At 55.7% G+C, this 19,901-nt stretch carries 17 protein-coding genes; all 17 read left to right on the forward strand.

Features of this window, described 5'->3' with window-relative positions; genetic code table 11:
* Positions 1–703 (forward strand): M20 family metallopeptidase (locus GX030_05430; protein ID NLV91823.1); only part of this gene is annotated, 703 nt, incomplete at its 5' end.
* Between the two features lie 57 nt (positions 704–760).
* Complete coding sequence (locus tag GX030_05435) at positions 761–1,246, forward strand: hypothetical protein (GenBank protein ID NLV91824.1); 486 nt, start codon at positions 761–763, stop codon at positions 1,244–1,246.
* 51 nt (positions 1,247–1,297) lie between these two features.
* Complete coding sequence (locus GX030_05440; protein NLV91825.1) at positions 1,298–3,091, forward strand: DUF342 domain-containing protein; 1,794 nt, start codon at positions 1,298–1,300, stop codon at positions 3,089–3,091.
* Positions 3,092–3,368: 277 nt separating this feature from the next.
* Complete coding sequence (locus tag GX030_05445) at positions 3,369–4,109, forward strand: basic amino acid ABC transporter substrate-binding protein (protein NLV91826.1); 741 nt, start codon at positions 3,369–3,371, stop codon at positions 4,107–4,109.
* 81 nt (positions 4,110–4,190) lie between these two features.
* Entirely contained in the window at positions 4,191–4,853 is a 663-nt protein-coding gene (locus tag GX030_05450; protein ID NLV91827.1) for an amino acid ABC transporter permease, read from the forward strand.
* A 189-nt stretch (positions 4,854–5,042) separates the two neighbouring features.
* Complete coding sequence (locus tag GX030_05455) at positions 5,043–5,240, forward strand: cold shock domain-containing protein (protein ID NLV91828.1); 198 nt, start codon at positions 5,043–5,045, stop codon at positions 5,238–5,240.
* A gap of 175 nt (positions 5,241–5,415) precedes the next feature.
* Positions 5,416–5,970, forward strand: a complete 555-nt coding sequence (raiA, locus tag GX030_05460; GenBank protein NLV91829.1) for a ribosome-associated translation inhibitor RaiA — start codon at positions 5,416–5,418, stop codon at positions 5,968–5,970.
* 209 nt (positions 5,971–6,179) lie between these two features.
* A complete protein-coding gene (gene secA, locus GX030_05465; protein NLV91830.1) occupies positions 6,180–8,684 on the forward strand; it encodes a preprotein translocase subunit SecA in 2,505 nt (834 codons plus the stop codon).
* Between the two features lie 141 nt (positions 8,685–8,825).
* Positions 8,826–9,854 (forward strand): peptide chain release factor 2, encoded by a 1,029-nt coding sequence (prfB, locus tag GX030_05470; GenBank protein ID NLV91831.1) that lies wholly within the window; start codon positions 8,826–8,828, stop codon positions 9,852–9,854.
* A gap of 31 nt (positions 9,855–9,885) precedes the next feature.
* Positions 9,886–10,587, forward strand: coding sequence for a DUF2993 domain-containing protein (locus tag GX030_05475; GenBank protein NLV91832.1), 702 nt, complete (start codon positions 9,886–9,888; stop codon positions 10,585–10,587).
* A gap of 20 nt (positions 10,588–10,607) precedes the next feature.
* Positions 10,608–12,413, forward strand: coding sequence for a hypothetical protein (locus GX030_05480; GenBank protein ID NLV91833.1), 1,806 nt, complete (start codon positions 10,608–10,610; stop codon positions 12,411–12,413).
* A complete protein-coding gene (csaB, locus tag GX030_05485) occupies positions 12,410–13,573 on the forward strand; it encodes a polysaccharide pyruvyl transferase CsaB (GenBank protein NLV91834.1) in 1,164 nt (387 codons plus the stop codon). Before GX030_05480 ends, csaB begins: the two co-directional genes overlap by 4 nt.
* Positions 13,506–14,279 (forward strand): WecB/TagA/CpsF family glycosyltransferase, encoded by a 774-nt coding sequence (locus GX030_05490; GenBank protein ID NLV91835.1) that lies wholly within the window; start codon positions 13,506–13,508, stop codon positions 14,277–14,279. Before csaB ends, GX030_05490 begins: the two co-directional genes overlap by 68 nt.
* Entirely contained in the window at positions 14,276–15,139 is an 864-nt protein-coding gene (locus tag GX030_05495; protein ID NLV91836.1) for a YitT family protein, read from the forward strand. Before GX030_05490 ends, GX030_05495 begins: the two co-directional genes overlap by 4 nt.
* A gap of 189 nt (positions 15,140–15,328) precedes the next feature.
* Positions 15,329–16,522 carry a S41 family peptidase gene (locus tag GX030_05500; GenBank protein NLV91837.1) on the forward strand — a complete coding sequence of 398 codons (1,194 nt, stop codon included), beginning with the start codon at positions 15,329–15,331 and terminating at the stop codon, positions 16,520–16,522.
* 175 nt (positions 16,523–16,697) lie between these two features.
* Complete coding sequence (locus GX030_05505; protein NLV91838.1) at positions 16,698–17,726, forward strand: divergent polysaccharide deacetylase family protein; 1,029 nt, start codon at positions 16,698–16,700, stop codon at positions 17,724–17,726.
* Positions 17,727–17,902: 176 nt separating this feature from the next.
* Positions 17,903–19,891, forward strand: coding sequence for an excinuclease ABC subunit UvrB (gene uvrB / locus GX030_05510; protein ID NLV91839.1), 1,989 nt, complete (start codon positions 17,903–17,905; stop codon positions 19,889–19,891).
* Positions 19,892–19,901 lie beyond the last annotated feature (10 nt).

Here is a 19,901-nt window from a genome sequence, read left to right on the forward strand (position 1 = left end):
GGTGACCCAAGTGGGAAGCAGTTCCTATGCCCTGGATGCCTTGGAGTTTGTCTTTACCGGTCGGGCAGCCCATGCCGCATCCTCTCCAGAGAAGGGAATCAACGCCCTGGACGGCGCCATTTTCCTCTTCAATGGAATTAACGCTCTGCGGGAGCATTTGCCCGATGACGTTCGCATCCACGGCATCATCTCTGAAGGGGGAGTGGCTCCCAACGTCGTTCCGGAACGGGCGGCTGCTCGCTTCTACTTCCGTTCGGCCCGGCGCCGGATCCTCGATGAAATCCTGGTCAAGGTGAAAAGAATCGCCCAGGGCGCCGCAATGATGAGTGGGACCGAGGTCACCTGGCACAATTTCGAACCCTCCAACGACAACTTGGTGACCAATCGATCCCTAGCCGCGGCCTTCACCGGCAATTTGCAGGCTCTTGGAGTAACGGACATCATTGCCTCCGCGGACGGCAAGGGTTCCACGGACATGGGCAATGTCAGCCACGTGGCTCCCGCAATTCATCCCTACATTAGTCTTGGCATCGATGGTTTGGTGGGGCACACTCCAGAATTTGCTGCCGCCTGTGCCAGTCCCAATGGGAGGGCGACGATGCTCTTGGCGGCTAAGGCCTTGGCGATGACCGCTATCGACTTTCTCTGCAATCCTTCGCTCCAACAAAGGGTGCGAGAGGAATTCCAGGGGTGGACTCGCTAAGGGATTGGGGATTTTCGGTCTAGAGGGGAGGAGTTCTCGCTGCAGGCACGGGATCGTTTGTTAGCGTTACGGGAGCTGTATCTCCGTCAGTTGGCGCTTTACCAAGAAATGTTGGAGTCCAGTGAAGGGAATCGCCACCAGATTGACAACGGTGAGATTGAGGAGTTGCTGATTGCCCTGGAGGGCCACCGCCAGCTGATGGAAGCAGCAGAAACAATTCAACGGCAAATCGATGAGCTGCGGGACCAATTGTGTGCAGAATTGGGGATGGCACAGTTCTCCGCCTCGGAATTAAGACGAGTGAGTATTGCCCATCGGCAGTTGGCTGCTCCGGTAACGGAGCTGCTGGAGGTTTTCGATCAATTGGCAGCGGTGTTGGCTCAGGCCCTGGAGGTTAATCAACGGGATACCAATCAGCTTCGGTTGCGGGCCAGTCGGACGGCCCGATCCATGGGCAAGGTCCGCCGGGGAAGAAGGGTCTCTAAGGCCTATGAAGCCAAGGCCTATGTTCCCGGCAGTCATTTCCTGGACAAGAAGCGCTGATGGGCGCAGTGGAGAGCACCTGAAAGTAGCGGTGGTTGCTGAGGTGAGGTCATGAGCGTGGACTATGAGAAAATGCCAGCAGGTAGGGCTTGGGTAATCGATGGAGAGTTTGGCTGGAAGCCGCCCAGTTCTCCTGAGGAAGATTATCCAGTGCTAATCATCGGTGGTCACGTCCAGGTACTGGTGAACGGCGAGGTGAAAAGCGGGAGATATCAAATGGCACAGGGCGATGTGGTTCAGGTCCAGGCCGAGGAAAGCAAGCCCGTGAGTATGGTGGAGGTAGAAGTGTCTCCCGATGAACTTAGTGCCTATGTGCAGGTGACCCTAAGTGCCGGGAAAAGGTATCGCCTCCGGGATGTTCCCCCCGCCGCCGTTGTGGAATTAGTGGGCCAAGGAGCAGAAGAATTGCCACCGGAGCCAGTGACCCAGGATCGGGTTACCCAGGCCTTGAAGGATGCAGGGGTGGTCTTCGGAATTGATCCTGAGGCCCTGCAGGCTGTGGTGGCCCAGCCCGGTCAGCGCCGTTTGGTGGCCCAGGGCATTCCGCCCCAGGAGCCCCAGGATCCCTACATCGAGATTTTGTTTGAGGAAGTGGAAAGGGCAGCCTATGATGAGGATGCCCTGCGTATAGACCTCCTGGATCGCCACAGGATCTCCTGGGTGGAACCAGACACTTTGTTAGCCCGTCTCATCCCGGCAACGTCGGGTCGTGTGGGGCGCAGTGTCCTTGGTCGGGAGGTTCAGCCACGACGGCACCCGAAGAAATTGGCTCTCAGGGCAGGAAGCGGTGCTTACCTTTCCGAGGATGGTCTGGAGGTAAGGGCAGAAGTCAGCGGCCGCCCCGTGGCGGAGGGAAACGTGGTTCGGGTGATGCCCATCTTTGACCATCCCGGTGATGCCGATGTCAGTACTGGACATATTAAGTTTGAAGGGGATATTCACATCCAGGGTCAAGTGCGGGAAGGAATTCAGGTCACCGCCGGGGGAGCCCTTGAGGTGCGGGGCTTGGTCTCCAATGCCAAGTTGACGGCTAATCTCGACAGCACCCTTCACAGCTTGTTGATCGGCTCTGAAGTGCGGGTGGGCGGTCGCATGTCGGAGATTGCCGCCCTGCTGCCCTTTGTTAACGAGGTTTCCGGGTATCTGGAGGAGTTTATGAAGGCTCTCTGGCAGCTGGACAACTCGGCGGCGGTGAAGGAGAGTTTTGCTAAGGGACTACCCTATGGTCTGTTGGTGAAGCAGCTGTTGGAAAGCAGATTCAACGGGTTGTTGAAGCTGGTGCCAGAAATCCCCCGTCGTTTGATGCCCCTCAGTGACATTGCCGGCATTAATACTAATGTTGGCTTTGAATTGGTGCAGATATTACAAGGTACCGGTCCCCTGCACATCCGATCCTCCGCGGAGGTCAACGGGAAGTATCAACGGTGGCGGGAGCTGGAACAGGAAGTTGCCGGCTACAGCACCGAACCCCATCACTTGACGGTCAAGGGGATCGAGAACTCCCGGGTGTGGGTCAGTGGAAACCTGATCATCACCGGATTTGGCAGTTACAACTCCAAGATCGAAGCCGGCGGCGACGTCATCGCCAGTCGCGGGGTGATGCGGGGCGGACAAATCTCATCGGCTCAGGGAAGTGTAGAGTTCAAAGAGCTAGGTAGTAAGTCGGGAGTCACCACGGTGATTTCCGTCGGTGGTAAGGGACAGGTGAAGGCTTTGGTCGTTCATCCTGGGGTGATCCTATCCATCGGAGGAGAGCGCCGGATCATTCGGGAATTTACCCGCAATCTCCGGGCTCGCTTGGACTCGGAAGGTCAGCTGCAGGTGTTAATCGGACGCGTCGGATAGCTATCATACTCTAATCAATAGGGCCGTTGCCATGGGGCAACGGCTCTGGTTGTTTTGGCGGCGATTCTCCGGGGCCATTCATATTGTTACAGGTTGTCGGCAATAGTGGGGAAGAGGTAAGGATTATCCTAACTCCTTCCAACTATGGGGCAACTTTGGTTAACAGCTGGTTAACTGCAAAAAAGCTGTTGCATGTTTATGCGCAGAGATGTATAATACCTACATCACCATTGGTCAGTGCCGATGGAGTACTGAGAGTATCTGAGGAGGACTTGCGATGAAAAAGCTGGTGGTGTTGGCTGTTATTTTGGGGCTCTTGACGCTGGGAGGCGGAATGGCTCTGGGCAAGGAAAGGGTTTGGACGGTGGCTACCGATGCTACCTTCGCTCCCTTTGAATCCGTGGATCCTGTGACCGAAGAGTATGTTGGTTTTGACATTGATTTGATCAAGGCCCTGGGGGCCGAGGCCGGTGTTACCGTCGAGATAGTTAATGTGGCCTGGGATGGTTTGATTCCCGGTTTGCTTAACGGCAACTACGACATGATCATTGCTGCGATGACCATCACTCCAGAGCGAGCCATGGCTGTAGACTTCAGCGATCCCTATTTCCGGGCCAGTCAGCTGATTTTGGTAGCCAATGATAACGACAGTATCCATGGGCCCGAGGATTTGGTGGGCAAGTATGTTACGGTACAGATGGGAACCACCGGAGATTTGTATGTCAGTGACTCTGATGTAGGCCGCGTCGGTCGCTTCAATACCGCTCCCGAGGCTTTGCTAGAAGTGATGAACGGGGTGGCCGATGCCTGTGTCGTCGATGAGGCGGTGGCCAAGGCCTATGTGGACAACAATCCCGGTCAGGTGAAAATCGTTGGCGTTCCCTTTACCGATGAAGCCTATGGAATTGCTTTGAAAAAGGGACAGACTCAGTTATTGAAGGAAGTTAACTCGGCCCTGGCAGCAGTGAAGGCCAAGGGTATCTACGACGAGATCTACAGCAAGTATTTTGCCGACTAAGAAGGCCCCGGCCCCTGGGGCCTTGGGAAATCGGGGAGTAGATAAGACATGGTAGCGATCCATTCTGCCCTGCCGGCAGCAATTAATCTAAGTTGGGACGTGATGGCCCGGGCCTTACCCTCCCATTTGGAGGGAGCCAAGGTGACCATTGCCCTCACTTCATCGGCAGTGTTCTTGGGGATTATCTTTGGCACCTTGATTGGTATGGCCCGCTGCTCCCAGCGCCGCTGGGTGTCCCAGGCCGCGGGGGTGTACACTGACTTCTTCCGAGGCACGCCCCTGATTGTTCAGATTTTCCTGGTGTACATGGGTTTACCCCAATTTGGGATCAGACTGTCCCCTTGGGTGGCAGGAGTAGTCTCCCTGGGACTCAACAGCGCTGCCTATGTGGCAGAGATTGTTCGCTCCGGTATTCAGTCCATTGACAAAGGCCAGTTCGAGGCCGCCTACTCCACGGGATTAAGCCGCTGGCAGGCGATGCAGTACATCATCTTACCCCAGGCCTTTCGCCGCATTGTTCCGGCCTTGGGGAATGAGTTTATTGCTCTGCTGAAGGATTCGTCTTTAGTGGCGGTGATTTCCCTGGAGGAGCTGCTTCGCAAGGGTCAGATCAACGTGACTCGGTACTATCGGCCCTTCGAAATCTACATTCAGGTGGCCATCATCTACTTGATCATGACCAAGACGATTTCCCTGCTGGTAGACTATTCTGAACGCCGATTGCGAATTGAGAGTAAAGTCTAGAGAAAAATTAAAAATCCTTCCATAGTGGCGTTGACCTTTCTCGCAGTCCTGTGATACACTAAGACCATAAAATGTACTTCTCCTGGTATAGTAAAGTCCAGACTGCAGGCAAGCCCCTTACCTAAGTAAGTCTCGCCAAGGTCGCTTTTTGCTCCGGGAGCGGCAAGTATTTAGGAGGAATGTTTATCAATGCTAGGTCGTGTTAAGTGGTTCAGCGCCGAGAAGGGTTACGGATTTATTGAACGCGAAGATGGTGGCGATGTGTTCGTACACTTCTCTGCGATTCAGGAGGATGGTTTCAAGACCTTGGACGAGGGCCAGGAGGTTCAATTCGACATCGTCGAAGGCAATCGTGGTCCCCAAGCTGCTAACGTCGTCAAGATCTAGTCTGGACTGGTAGTAATCGGACATCGACCCCCGGAGAAAACCTCCGGGGGTTTCGTTTAATTGGGCTGGGAAGCGGGAATATTCTTGGTAAGATGGGTCGCAGGATTTGCCTGTGCTAAAGTCACCACCCAACTGTATAGACTGTAAGGTACCTAGCAAGAGGGAGATGGTGTAGATGGCAGTAGGAACCAGCCGTGTGGTTGTCAAGGGAAAGAACATCGATGTCACCGAAGCGCTGCGCAACCATTGCCAGCGACAGGCGAAGAAACTGGAGAAATTCTTTGCCCATAGCCAGGAGATGTTTGTCGAGGCAGTCTTGTCGGTGCAGAGGGAGATTCAGGAAGCTGAAGTCACGCTGCAAGTCGGTGGTCTCCTCATTCGAGCAGAGAGCAGGACGTCGGACATGTATGCCTCCATTGACATCGCCTTTGACAATTTGGAACGCCAGATCCGAAAGAACAAAACCCGACTCCAGCGTCGCAGTCAGGGGCCTAAGTTGTCTGAGACCTTCAGCAACGAGTTTCCTGCGGATATTGAGGAGGGTCCCCTGCCAACGGTGGTGCGAACCAAGCGGTTTGCCATGAAGCCGATGTCGGTAGAGGAAGCGATCATGCAAATGGAGCTCTTGGGACACGGATTTTTCATGTTTCGCAACGCAGGTACCGATGACGTCAACGTTGTTTACAAACGTAAAGACGGCAACTATGGGTTGATTGAACCCAGCGAGTGACCCACAGGGACGGACCCATCGTGAAGGTTTATGACATAGTTTGGCGAAATTAACATAGAATAGAGGAAGGGGCAGAGCCATGGGGTATGGTTCTGTCCCTTCTCTTTTTTCACAATTTTAGCTTGCTTGTCGCTATATGGAGACAATGATATAATGAAGGCACGATTTTTTCCGGTGGATCGTTGCGATCAGGGAGGATGACCCCAATAATGCTGAGATTACTGCGACGTTTCTTTGATACCAACAAGAAGGAATTGGACCGATTGGAGGAAATGGTCTCTGCCATCAATGCCTTGGAACCCTCCATGGAGCGGCTCAGTGACCTGGAACTGCAGGCCAAGACCCAGGAGTTTCGGAATCGCTTAGCCGCGGGTGCCACCTTGGATGATTTGTTGACGGAAGCCTTTGCTGTGGTGCGGGAGGCTGCCAAGCGGGTCCTAGGGATGCGGCATTTCGATGTTCAGCTGATGGGTGGCATCGTCTTGCACGAAGGCCGGATTGCAGAAATGAAGACCGGTGAAGGAAAGACACTGGTGGCGACCCTACCCCTGTACCTCAACGCCCTGGAGGGCAAGGGTGCCCACCTAGTCACCGTCAACGACTACCTGGCCCAGTATCATGCTGAGTGGATGGGTCAGATATACAGGTTCTTGGGGATGACCGTTGGCGTAATTGTTCACGGATTGTCCTTTGAGGAACGGCGGACTGCCTACAGGGCCGATATTACCTATGGAACCAACAACGAATTTGGCTTTGACTACCTCAGGGACAACATGGTGATGAGCCCTGAGCACTTGGTGCAGCGGGAACTGCACTACGCCATCGTTGACGAAGTGGACAGCATCCTCATCGATGAAGCGAGGACGCCCTTGATTATCTCTGGACCTTCAGAGCAGTCACCCCAGCTGTACTACCAATTTGCCCGGCTGGTAACCCGGCTCAAGCCCGAGGAGCATTACACCGTGGACGAAAAGGCGAAAACGGTGGCCATCACCGAGGAGGGCGTGGCCCAGGTGGAGAGAATGCTGGGCATCGACAACCTCTACAATGACGCTAACTTCGCCAAGGTCCATTACTTGACCGCGGCCTTGAAGGCTAAGGAACTCTTTGCTCGGGATCGAGATTATGTGGTTAGCGATGGTCAGGTGGTAATCGTTGATGAGTTTACCGGACGATTGATGCCCGGTCGGAGGTACAGCGATGGCTTGCACCAAGCACTGGAGGCGAAGGAAGGGGTCAAGATTGAAAGGGAAAGCCAGACTCTGGCCTCCATCACCTTCCAAAACTTCTTCCGGATGTACACTAAGCTGGCTGGGATGACGGGAACGGCCAAGACCGAGGAAGCGGAGTTTCGCAAGATCTACGGCCTAGAGGTGGTGGTAATACCCACCCATAAACCGATGATTCGAGTGGATCACGATGACGCGGTCTACAAGACCGAGGCCGCTAAGTTTAACGCGGTGGTGGAGGAAATCGTAGCCGCCCACGCCAAGGGCCAGCCGGTACTGGTGGGTACCATCAGTATCGAAAAATCCGAGCGGTTAAGCGCCATGCTTAAGGCCCGGGGGATTCCCCATGAGGTCCTGAACGCCAAGAATCATGCCCGAGAAGCGGAAATCATCAAGAAGGCCGGTCAGCGGGGAATGGTGACCATTGCCACCAACATGGCCGGTCGAGGTACTGACATCGTGCTCGGAGAAGGGGTGGCAGAGCTCGGTGGCCTGTATGTGATTGGAACGGAGCGCCATGAAAGCCGGCGCATCGACAACCAGCTGCGGGGTCGGGCGGGTCGCCAGGGAGATCCCGGTGCTTCCCGATTCTTTGTCTCTCTAGAGGATGACTTGATGCGGCTCTTTGGCTCCGACCGGATCAGCGGGTTGATGGACCGATTGGGGTGGGAGGAGAACCAACCCATCGAGCATCCCCAGATCAGCAAGGCCATTGAAAATGCCCAGAAGAAGGTAGAGGCCCACAACTTCGATATCCGAGAACAGGTGCTCAAGTACGATGACGTGATGAACCGGCAGCGGGAAATCGTCTATGAGCTGCGGCAGCGCCTTTTGACCAGAGCCGACGTGCACGATGTGGTGATGGAAACCATGTCGGAGTTCGTTGACTCCCTCTTGGAGATCTATGCCGACGAAAAGGTATCTCCCGAGGATTGGGACTTGACTGCCCTGGCGGAGCTGGTCTCGGAGACTATGAACGGTGTCTCGGTGACTGCCGATGACCTGCCCCGAGATCGGGCTCAGCTGAAGGAGAGAATAGTGGCCAAGCTGCAGGAGGGCTATCGAAACCGGGAGCGGGAGCTGGGGGCAGAGCACCTGCAGCAGCTGGAAAGACTGCTGCTGCTTCGGGTAATTGACAGCAAGTGGATGGAGCACCTGCAGATTATGGATGATCTGCGGGAGGGCATCGGACTGGCAGCCTACGGGCAAAAGGATCCCCTAATGGAGTATCGCTTTGAAGGCTTTAGGGCCTTTGAAGAAATGATGAAGGCTGCCCGAGAGGATTTCCTCCGACTGTTGTTCCGAGTGCAGTTAATCAGCGAGGAACAAAGGGCGGAATCAAGACTAGAGTCGGCCACCACTAATCGGAGTACCGACGGCACTGTGACGGGACAAACTCCACGGCGAGTGCCACAGAAGGTAGGCCGCAATGATCCCTGCCCCTGTGGGTCTGGGAGGAAATACAAACATTGCTGTGGCAGGTAAGTCCTTTAGTGAAGAACAATAAGCATAGAATGTTAGGCGAAGATTGACAGGGGAGTGGAATGATGTTACTGGAGATTGAGGGTAGAGAATTGCAGGACAAACTTGCGGACTTTCGTCGGCGAGTTGACGAAATGAGGGACTATCTTTGACCTGCCTGCCAAGGAAGCCGAGGCAGAAAAATTAGAAGCGGCGATGACCCAGCCGGATTTCTGGGATGATCAAGCCGCAGCTCAGCAGGTGACCCGGGATTTGAATCGCCTGAAGCGGACGATTCAGCGGTGGCAAAGGGTGAGCGACCAGGTCGAGGATCTGACGGTCCTGATGGAATTGGCCCTGGAGGAAGGGGATGAAGCCACCGCGGCCGAGGTGAAGAACGGCATCGGCGAATTGGCGTCGGTGGTGGAACAGCTGGAACTATCGTCCTTGCTCTCCGGCGAATACGATGAGAATGATGCCCTGTTGGCCATCCATTCGGGAGCTGGGGGAACGGAGTCCCAGGACTGGGCAGACATGCTGATGCGAATGTATATCCGCTGGGCAGAAAAGCAAGGGCATCAAGTGGAGGTTCTCGACCTAATGGAGGGCGAGGAAGCCGGCATCAAGAGTGCCACCCTCCAGATTACCGGTGACTACGCCTATGGCTATCTCAAGGGAGAAAAGGGAGTCCACCGGCTGGTGCGAATTTCTCCCTTTGACGCTTCGGGACGGCGGCACACTTCCTTTGCCTCAGTGTCGGTGTGGCCGGTGCTGGAAAACGATGTCGAAGTGGAAATCGACCCCGGGGACCTGCGCATCGACACCTATCGGGCCAGTGGAGCCGGGGGCCAACACGTGAACAAAACTGACTCGGCGATTCGCATTACCCATATCCCTACAGGGATAGTGGTGCAGTGCCAAAGCGAGCGCTCCCAGCATGCTAATCGGGAGTCGGCGATGAAAATTCTCCGAGCCCGGCTGTTGGAAAGACAGCTGCAGGAGCAGGAAGCCAAGATGAAGGAAATCCAGGGAGAATTTGATGACATCGCCTGGGGTAGCCAGATTCGTTCCTATGTATTTCATCCCTACAGCATGGTGAAGGATCATCGCACCGATGTGGAGACGGGAAATGTAACTGCGGTGATGGATGGAGAGATTTCTAACTTTATCGAAGCCTACTTGCGGAAAAAGTAGCAATTGCGGCGAGGGAAAGGCGGTCTAGAGGATGCGGCGGAACATATTGCTGGCTCTCATTATTGCAATTGTTGTTGCCGGGACGATGCAGTGGTATATCCCTCGCGTAGTGGAAACTAGAATCGGTAAGGCCGTAGAGAAGGCCGCGGATCAGGTTAATTATCTGGACATTGACGTAAAAGTAACTCCTGCGAGCAAGGTATTCATGGGCCGCATCGACAAACTCACCATTGACGCCAAGGAATTGGTGATCCAGGGTTTGCCGATTGCGGCATTTGTCGCGTCCTTTGATGGAGTTTGGGTAAATCCCCTGGAGGTTCTCAAAGGGGAGCTGGTGGTGCAGTCGGTGAGGCAGCTGCGGGCCACGGTGCTGCTGGAAGAAGAGGGAATTAACCAATACTTCTGGACCCATGTGGACCCGGGAAAACGTTTTGCCATCCGCCTGGTCGGCGGCTTTGCCCGGCTAGTGGGACAGGTCTCCATCCTGGGCCGACCCATCGAACTTACCCTCAATGGCAAATTCGAGATCGTGGGCCCCACGGCCATTGAGTATGTCCCTACGGAGTTGGTGGTCTCCCAAACTCGCATTCCAGAATTTCTCCTGGACGCGGTGATGCAGGAGCGGAGATTTATCATTGATTTGAAGGACTTGCCGGTGCCGGTGATGCTCGATGCCATTACCGTAGAGCGGGGCAAGGTGTACGTCTTTGGGAAGGAGCGTAGTCCAGAGTGAAGCAGGGTGTGAAACCCTTCGTGACAGCAATTATATTATCCCTGATCCTCATCGCCCTGGGTACCACTTTGTGGCAGCGGGGAAGGATTGAGGGGGAGTACCGGGATGTTGGGCTTCTGGTGGATTGGTCTGACGTCCAGGTATTGTCGGCCCTCACCGGCACTTCGGTGGAGGAACTCTTGACCGGGTTCCAGGTCCGGGGCGCCAACGGGCTGGTGGTTTCCATGGAGGCCTTGACACAGCTGGACTTTGCCGCAATTCCTCCGGGCTACGCCATGATAATTCCTCGAGTTGACCTGGTGGTCCCTGGGACCGAAGAAACAGGAGAGGTAAGTTTTGCTCCTGACTTGGACCGATGGAGCCAGAGCATTGACCGGGTTCGGCGGCAGGGGTTGGTCCTTCCTGGGTTGGTCTTTAGTCTCGGTGATGACGAGTCGCCCTTCGTCAGGCAGGAAAAACCAGGGGACGGGCTCAGTATCTTCCCGCTGAAATCCTGGCTTACAGCCCAGGACTTAGCCCTGGGGAGAGTGGAGTTTGGCGAGGTTCCCGGGGAAAGCAGTATCGCCGCTGCGGTGGGCGAAAAGGTGCTTCGAGTGCATACCGTGCCCCGCCGTGAGGTGCGGGTTTATTCTCTGACCAAATCCGCGGAAAGGTATGCCCGGGCGGTTCGGGAGCGGGGATATCGAGGGCTTTGGATCCGGCTGATCTTGCCGGAGGATACTACCCAGGATTCACCCCTGGGTATCGTCCTTCCGGAAGCATCTCCTTCTGATCTTCTCGCCGACAACTATGCCCTAGTGGACAAGACCGCCAGCCTAGTTCAAGGCGATGGATTCTCCCTGGGCATTCCCCGACCTTTGCCCCCCTGGAACAACGGGTTACTGGGTTTTTCCGGAGCCCTGCTGGCAGTTCTTTGGGCCCTTTGCCTGCTGCTGGTTATCGTCGGATTTAGCCCCGTGGTGGCCGGACTGTTAGCGGCGCTGGCTGGTCTTGGTTCCTTGGTCATTTACGGTACCAATCCCATCTTTGCTCGGCAAGGGATTGCCTTTGTGGCCGCTAACCTGTTTCCCGCCTTGGCCCTTTGGCGGGGGCTCACTGCCGACAGAGAGAAGTCACCGGTTCCCGCGGTGCGTCGGACCTTGGCGGTCTTTGGTCAGGTTGTTGCCCTGGCTGTTTGCGGTGGTTTGGTGGTTACCATCGCCCTGGGGGATTATCGCTTCATGATCAAAACCCATCAGTTTCTCGGGGTCAAGGTTGCCTTGCTGTTGCCCTTGCTTTCGGCCGGGATCCTGGCCCTGTTCTGGGATGAAGAGGCTAAGAGACTGCACCGGCCCTCGGCTGCCTTCCTAAAGAGGCGACTGGCGGGCGTCAACACCTTAACCCGGTGGCAAGTGATGGCAGTGGGGATCCTGGGACTGGCTGCCCTGGGGTTGTATCTGGCCCGGTCAGGGAACTTTGTTGTGCCCGTTCCCGAGGTGGAAGTTTGGATGAGAACCCAATTGGAGCGGTGGTTGGTGGCTAGGCCCCGGACCAAGGAGTTTCTTATCGGTTATCCCCTGCTCCTGGTGGGACTGTACTGGACCCAGGCCCGAATTAATCCTCCTTGGGGACAAGCTGTTACCGTTGTGGGTTCCGTGGCCGCGGTGTCCATGGTCAATACCTTCTGTCATATTCACAGTCCCATTACCCTGGGGCTGCTGCGCACTCTGTATGGAATAATTCTGGGGACTTTGCTGGGTTTGATCCTGATCCTGCTATCCTTCCTGGTGGCCGGCAAGCACCTTGGGATCCACCGTGGGACCGGAAGGGAAGTGGACCTTGGGTGAAGGTTGTCCTCTTTGGGTATTACGGCTACGGAAATTTAGGCGATGAAGGGATTTTAACGGCTCTAGTTCGCCACCTGCCCCAGGTACTTCCCGGTGTGGAACTTACCGTTCTTTCGGCAGATCCCGAGGAGACTGCCCGGCGGTTAGGGGTGGCGGCAGTGCAGCGGATGTCTCCTTGGGCGGTGCTCAAGGCTTTGGCTCAAAGCGACGGCCTCATTGCCGGCGGAGGCTCTTTACTCCAGGATTCCACCAGTTGGCTTAGTCCCTGGTACTATCTAGCGGTCATGTCCCTAGCCCTATTTCTTAACCGTCCCCTCTTGATTTTAGGCCAGGGAATCGGCCCTGTGACCAGTTCACTGACCCGGAGAGCCATCGCCTGGGTGGTCAATCGGGCTCAGCTTGTGGTGGTTAGAGACGAAGATTCCCGGCGAACCCTTTTGGATTGGGGTGTTCGGCGCCGGGTTCTGGTTTTCCCGGATCTGGCCTGGCTCTTTCCATCTCCCGATGGGAAAGGCTGGCAACAACCGACCCAGGGGAGTCGAAGGGTGTTGGCAGTGAATCTGCGCCCCTGGCCGGGGGTGGATGAGGTGGTGCCGGTGGTGGCCCAGGTTTGTGACCAGGCCGTGGCCCGCTGGGGCGCAGAGGTGGTCTTTATCCCGATGCAAGGGGAAGCCCTAGCTATCGGGCGTCGGCTCCAGGACGCGATGGAGGAGCCCATCACCCTGCGTTCAGTGCCGGCAAGGGTGGAGGAACTAGTCTTGGAATTGTCCCAGGTGAAGGCAACCCTGGCGATGCGACTGCACATGGTAGTTTTTTCTCTGTTAGCGGGAGCCCCGGCTTTGGGCTTAGCCTACGATCCCAAAGTAGAGGCCCTGGCGCATAGGATACAGGGAGGTAGGCTCCAATTGGAGGGAGAGGGGCTCAGGCTCCTTAAGTGGGATGAAATCACCAAGGACAGATTATCGTTCCAGCTGCAGTGCCTGTGGCAGCGGGGTACAGTCTCTGAAGAAGTAGTGAGCACTTTGCGGGCCGAAGCCCAGGGAGGACTTAGGGCGGTGGCTGCTGCGCTGTTGGGAAAGGAGGGGGCTAGCTGTGATCGAGATCTTGGGAATGCCCATTGCCCGTCGCACCGCGGCGGAGGTAGTGGATTGGATCAGTAATCGGATTGCCTCTCAGCGCTTCGCACTGGTGATCACCGCCAATGCGGAATTGGTGGTGCGGGGGCTTGAGGACCCTGAAGTAAAAAGGATCATTGCCGCGGCGGACCTCGTTGTTCCCGACGGGGTGGGTCTGCTGTTGGCGGGACGGATCTGCGGCACTCCCTTTCCCGAAAGACTTGCGGGCATCGAATTGATGGAGACCCTGGTTGCCGCCAGCCCCGAGAAGGGATGGCGTATCGCCCTGGTCGGGGGTCGACCGGGGATCGCCAAGAAGGCTGCCCGAAATCTCCAGGCTAAGTACCCCGGTATCCAGGTAGTAGGCTGCTACCACGGCTTTTGGTCCGAAGAGGAAGAGGCGGCGATGCTCGAGGAGTTAAGGGCTGCCAGGCCTGATCTGCTGTTTGTCGCCCTGGGGGCTCCTCGGCAGGAAAAGTGGATTCTAGATCACCGGGAATACCTGCTAAGCACCGTGGCCATGGGCGTAGGGGGCAGCTTTGATGTTATCTCCGGAGAGTTGAAGCGAGCGCCGAAATGGATGACCGCCATTGGCCTAGAGTGGTTGTTTCGAGTGATGCAAGAACCCAGCCGGTTGCCTCGGATCATGGCGCTACCCCGTTTCCTGTGGTATGTGGTACGGGGAAGGCTGAAACAGCCATCCCGCGGGAATGGAGCGGGACCGAGGAAAGCGAGGCGAAGAAGTGGATGAAAGCTAAGAGAGAAATCCTCATCCAGTATCTAGGGATTTTGTTTGGCGTATTTCTCACAGCCCTGGCTCTAGATTGGTTCCTGATTCCCAACAAGATTGCCGCGGGCGGAGTCAGCGGCTTGGCCACGGTCATCTACCACGTTTTCCACCTCCCGGTGGGAGTAACGATGTTGGCCATCAACATCCCTTTGTTTCTCCTGGCCTGGCGGGTCCTGGGTCGAACCTTTGGACTCAGGAGTTTGGTGGGAACCGTGGCGCTATCGGTGTTCGTCGATCTCTTAGAGGGATACCTGCACCCCTTGACCGGGGATCCCCTCCTGGCCGCGATCTATGGCGGAGCCTTGGCTGGATTGGGTATGGGACTGACCATCCGTTACGGCGGTTCCACAGGGGGAACGGATCTGGCGGCTATGGTGGCCCATCGCCTGCTTCACACCAGTGTCGGCATGTCCCTGTTGGTGATTGACGGCTTAGTAATTTTGCTGGCAGGTTTGGTATTTAATGCGGAGCTGGCTCTCTACGCCTTGCTCTCCATTTTGATTACCACCAAGGCCATTGACCTAATTCAGGAGGGTCAAGTCTTTGGGAAGGCGGCATACATTATTTCTTCTCATCCCGAGGAGATCGCCAATGCGGTGTTAAGCGAGCTGGACCGGGGCGTTACCGGTCTCAAGGGTGTAGGCAAATACACCGGAAAGCCCCGAGAGGTGCTGTTTGTCATTGTGTCTCGGCATGAGATTCAGCGGCTGAAGGAGATTGTCCGCCGGTACGATCCCCAGGCCTTTATCGTCATCACCGATGCCCACGAAGTCTTGGGAGAAGGATTCCTGGGGTTGGCGACGGAAGAAAGGGACCAATAGGGGCGAAACCCCTGCGGGTTGCGTGTCCCATTGGCGATGGGATATAATTAACCAGTATAGGTTCGGAGCATATCGATTTGTCCCCAGGCATATACAAAAGGTACAGTCTAATACCGGCCGGTGATGACTAACGAAAGTTGGTGGACAGTTTTGAGCAAACAGCAGAGGATAGGAGCAGCTCTTTTACTTTTGATTCTATTCGTAGCGGCCATTGGCCTTGGCCTGTGGGTGAGCGAGGCTCGTACCAATGTCTCAGACTATGACGACATGCGCACCGTGCTGGAAGTTATTGCCGTGGTAAAGCGCAATTACGTCGAACACGTCAGCGTTTTGGACCTGCTGCGGGGTTATGTCAAGCACGGTACTATCAATGGAATGTTGTCGGTTCTCGGTGATCCCTACACCCGTTACCTACCCCCCCATGCCTTCCAGCAAATGCGCTTGGATTCCCAAGGTGAGTTTGAAGGAATTGGGATCGTAGTAGGACTCAGGGAGGGGCAGTTGACCATTGTTGGTCCCATTGAGGGTACTCCGGGTTTTCGGGCGGGATTGCGGGGAGGAGACAAAATCCTCCAGGTTGACGACCGGTCAACGAAGAACATGTCTTTAGATGAAGCGGTAAGTTTGATGCGGGGACCCGCGGGTACGGAAGTCAAGTTGATCATTGAGAAGGGCAATACCGGGGAAATCGTCGAGGTGGCCATCAATCGGGCTAACGTCAAGGTTAAGAGCGTAACCAAGATCGAGATGCTGGGAGATGGTGTTGGGTATATCCGGCTGGCCAGCTTTACGGAAAAAAGCGCTGAGGAGCTGCAGACCGCAATGGATGAACTGAAGGCCCGGGGCATGAAGGGGTTAGTCCTGGATCTGCGGGGCAATCCCGGCGGTCTGATGGACACCGCGGTCAAGGTAGCGGATTTGTTTATCGATGAGGGCCCCTTGCTGCACGTTGTCCCCAGGCCCGACGTCGATGAACCGGTAACCTTCTACGCTACTTCCGAGGGAACAGAGAGGGATTTGCCCCTGGTGGTGATGGTGGATCAATACAGTGCCAGTGCCTCGGAGATTGTATCTGGAGCCTTTAAAGACACCGGAAGGGCTTTGGTGCTAGGGGTGCAGACCTTCGGTAAAGGTTTGGTGCAGCAGGTGGTTCCCCTGCGCAGCGGCGATGCTGTGACGGTAACCATGGCAAGGTATCAAACCGCGGGCAAACACGACATTCACGAGGTAGGAGTGGCCCCGGACGTAGTGGTGGAACTTCCCGAGGGCGTAGATCCCCCATACTTTGCCATTGCCGAGCAATCGGTGGAGGATGTCGACAAGTTGGTGAACTTAGACGAGGATCCTCAGCTGCGGGCGGCTAAGGCACTTCTTACCGATTAGTCTGGTCATTCAAGGTAAGGCCAGAGCAGCGAAAAGGGAGGACAGCTGCGCTTCGGTGTCGATGAGTGATTGACAACAACACAACATGAGTCTAAGGATTGGGACGGCGGTTGCCACATTCTCTCAGGATGAGATGTTGGTTTCCGCCTCTTTGCTATGGAAAGGGGGAAAGTTGATGCGCATTCAGTATCGAAAACCAGAAAGACCAGACCTTCTGCTGTTGGTGATTGCGATGATGGTGTGGGCTGGATTGATTATCTATTCTCCTTTGGGACCCTTTGCTACCGATCCGGCGGGACAAGCCGGTGATGTCATCGTCGCTTACACCCCCGATAACCTGTGGCGAGTGGACGCCAGTGGGGAAAAAAGCTCCCTGGTGTGGCGCCAGGAAGAACTGCTGCTGCAGTATACTCCCTTGGCCACGCCTAAGGTTACCTTCCCCGATTGGCCGGGGCGGGGATTCGAGGAATTACCCCGGCGGTGGTGGGAGCTGGATCTGAGCCCACCCACTAGGTCTATTCCCTTTAGTCCCGTGCCACCGAAACCGAAACTGGCCTTTGTCATCGATGATTGGGGCCATCGGTGGGAGGCGGCCGAGGGATTCTTGGAGCTACAGGTTCCGATGACCTTTGCGGTATTGCCTTACTTGCCTAAAACCAGCGAGCATGCTGCTAGAGCTGCTGCCTCCGGATACGAAGTGATCCTGCACCTTCCCATGGAGCCCCATGGGGGTATTGACCCTGGTCAGGGAGCAATCTTGACGGGGCTGGAGGAAGCAGAGATAAGGCGGCGGGTGAGGGCTGCCCTGGCGGAGGTGCCCCAGGCCACAGGAGTAAACAACCATATGGGGTCCTTGGCCACGGAAGATCCCGGGCTGATGGCCATTATTCTCGATGAAGTTCATTCCCAGGGCCTATTTTTCGTGGATAGTCATACCTCGCCCCAAACGGTGGTACCCGCGGTGGCCCAGGATCTGGGGATTCCCTTTGCCCAGAATGCTACCTTCATCGATAACAAGAACGACGTTGAGTATGTGAAGGGGCGGATTATGGTGGCTGCGGACAGGGCGGAGAAATACGGGACCGCGGTGGCCATCGGGCATGTGAAGACCGCCACCTTGGCGGCGCTCCAGGAGCTGATCCCTGAGCTGCAGGAGCGAGGCATTGAATTGGTTTATGTCAGCGAATTGGTATCACGGCCCTAGGTCTCATACCTGTTGTTCTTAAGTCAAATACTACCAAGGTACGGTGTTCCTGCGTCCTGTTAACGTTCCTGTGGTTAGGGTATATAGAATTTGTCTGATCCTTGCATCCTTTGGCAGCATGGAGTAAACTATAATAGAATATATGTTCGGATTTGATAGGGGAAGGGATGGCAGTGATGGAAACCCGTAAGTTCAAAGTGGTATCGGAATACACGCCCGCGGGCGACCAGCCCCAGGCAGTGGAAAAGCTGGTAACGGGGCTGAAGCAGGGAATGAAGGAGCAGACCCTGCTGGGTGCCACCGGGACCGGAAAGACCTTTACCTTGGCCAATGTCATCGCCGAGGTGCAAAAGCCTACCCTGGTGATTGCCCATAATAAGACCTTGGCGGCTCAGCTGTACAACGAATTTCGGGATTTCTTTCCGGAGAATGCGGTGCACTACTTTGTCAGCTACTACGATTACTATCAGCCCGAGGCCTACATTCCCCAGACCGACACCTATATCGAGAAGGATGCCAGTATTAACGACGAAATCGATCGGTTGCGTCACGCCGCCACCAGTGCTCTCTTTGAGCGCCGGGATGTAATCATTGTTGCCAGTGTTTCCTGCATCTACGGACTGGGTTCCCCCGATGACTACCTGGGGATGACCCTGTCCCTGAAGCACGGCGACTTTCGGGATCGGGACAATATCCTGCGGCGCTTGGTGGGAATTCAATACCAACGCAACGATGTCGGATTTACCCGGGGAACCTTCCGGGTGCGGGGCGATGTCATTGAAATCATTCCCGTGTACAACGAGAATGTGATTCGGATTGAGCTGTTTGGCGATGAGGTGGATCGGATCATCGAGTTGGATCCCATCACCGGCGAGGTATTGGGAGAACTGGACACCTTGACCATCTACCCGGCCACTCACTTTATCACTCCCGAGGACAAGATGAAGCGGGCTATTGCCGCGATTGAAGAGGAGCTGGAGGAGCGTCTCAAGGAATTGCGCTCCCAGGGTCTGATGCTGGAGGCTCAGCGTCTGGAACAGCGGACCAGGTACGATTTGGAGATGCTCCAGGAAATTGGATACTGCCAGGGAGTAGAGAACTACTCCCGTCACCTCGATGGGCGGGAGCCGGGATCCGCGCCTGCCACCCTATTGGACTACTTTCCCGGCGATTTCCTCTTGGTCATCGACGAATCCCATATGACGATTCCTCAGATTGGAGCAATGTATGCCGGCGACCGTTCCCGGAAGGAGACCTTGGTGCGCCACGGTTTTCGGCTGCCCTCGGCCATGGATAACCGTCCCCTGCGTTTCGATGAGTTTGAGAAGAGAATCAATCAGGTGATCTATTTGTCTGCGACTCCTGCGGAATATGAACGGCGGCGGAGTTCCCAGATCGTAGAACAGATTATTAGACCCACCGGTCTCGTTGACCCAGAAGTAGAGGTCCGCCCGATTAAGGGACAAATTGACGACCTGTTAGCGGAGATCCGAGAAGTTACTAAGCGCAATGAGCGGGTCTTGATTACCACCTTGACCATCAAGATGGCCGAGGACTTGACGGATTATCTGGCGGAGATGGGGGTCAAAGTCCGGTATCTTCATTCTCAGATTGATACCCTGGAACGGATTGAGATCATCCGGGATCTGCGGCTGGGGGTCTTCGATGTTCTGGTGGGAATTAACCTCTTGCGAGAGGGATTGGACCTGCCGGAGGTGTCTTTGATTGCGATCCTCGACGCCGATAAGGAGGGCTTCCTCCGTTCCGAAACCGCGTTGATTCAGACCATTGGGCGGGCTGCCCGGAACGTCAACGGCCGGGTGATCATGTATGCTGATCACATCACCGGTTCCATGCAGCGGGCCATCGATGAAACCAATCGGCGGCGGGAGATCCAGCTGCGGTATAACGAAGAGCATGGGATCACTCCCGAGACGGTACGTCGGCGGATTTCCGACTTGATGACTGCAGACACCGCGGCCGAGGAGGAAGCGGAGTACATCGCTTCCCAGGCCCAGGAGATGAGCAGCGAAGAGATTACAGAGCGCATCGCCGCGTTGGAAAAGGAAATGTATGCGGCGGCAGAAAAACTGGAGTTCGAACGGGCGGCGGAGCTGCGGGATGAGATTGAGGTCCTGCGGGAGACTCTGCTGCAGATAGCCTAGACTTGCCAGG

Source organism: Bacillota bacterium (genome assembly GCA_012727955.1).
Taxonomy (GTDB): Bacteria; Bacillota; Limnochordia; order DTU087; family JAAYGB01; genus JAAYGB01.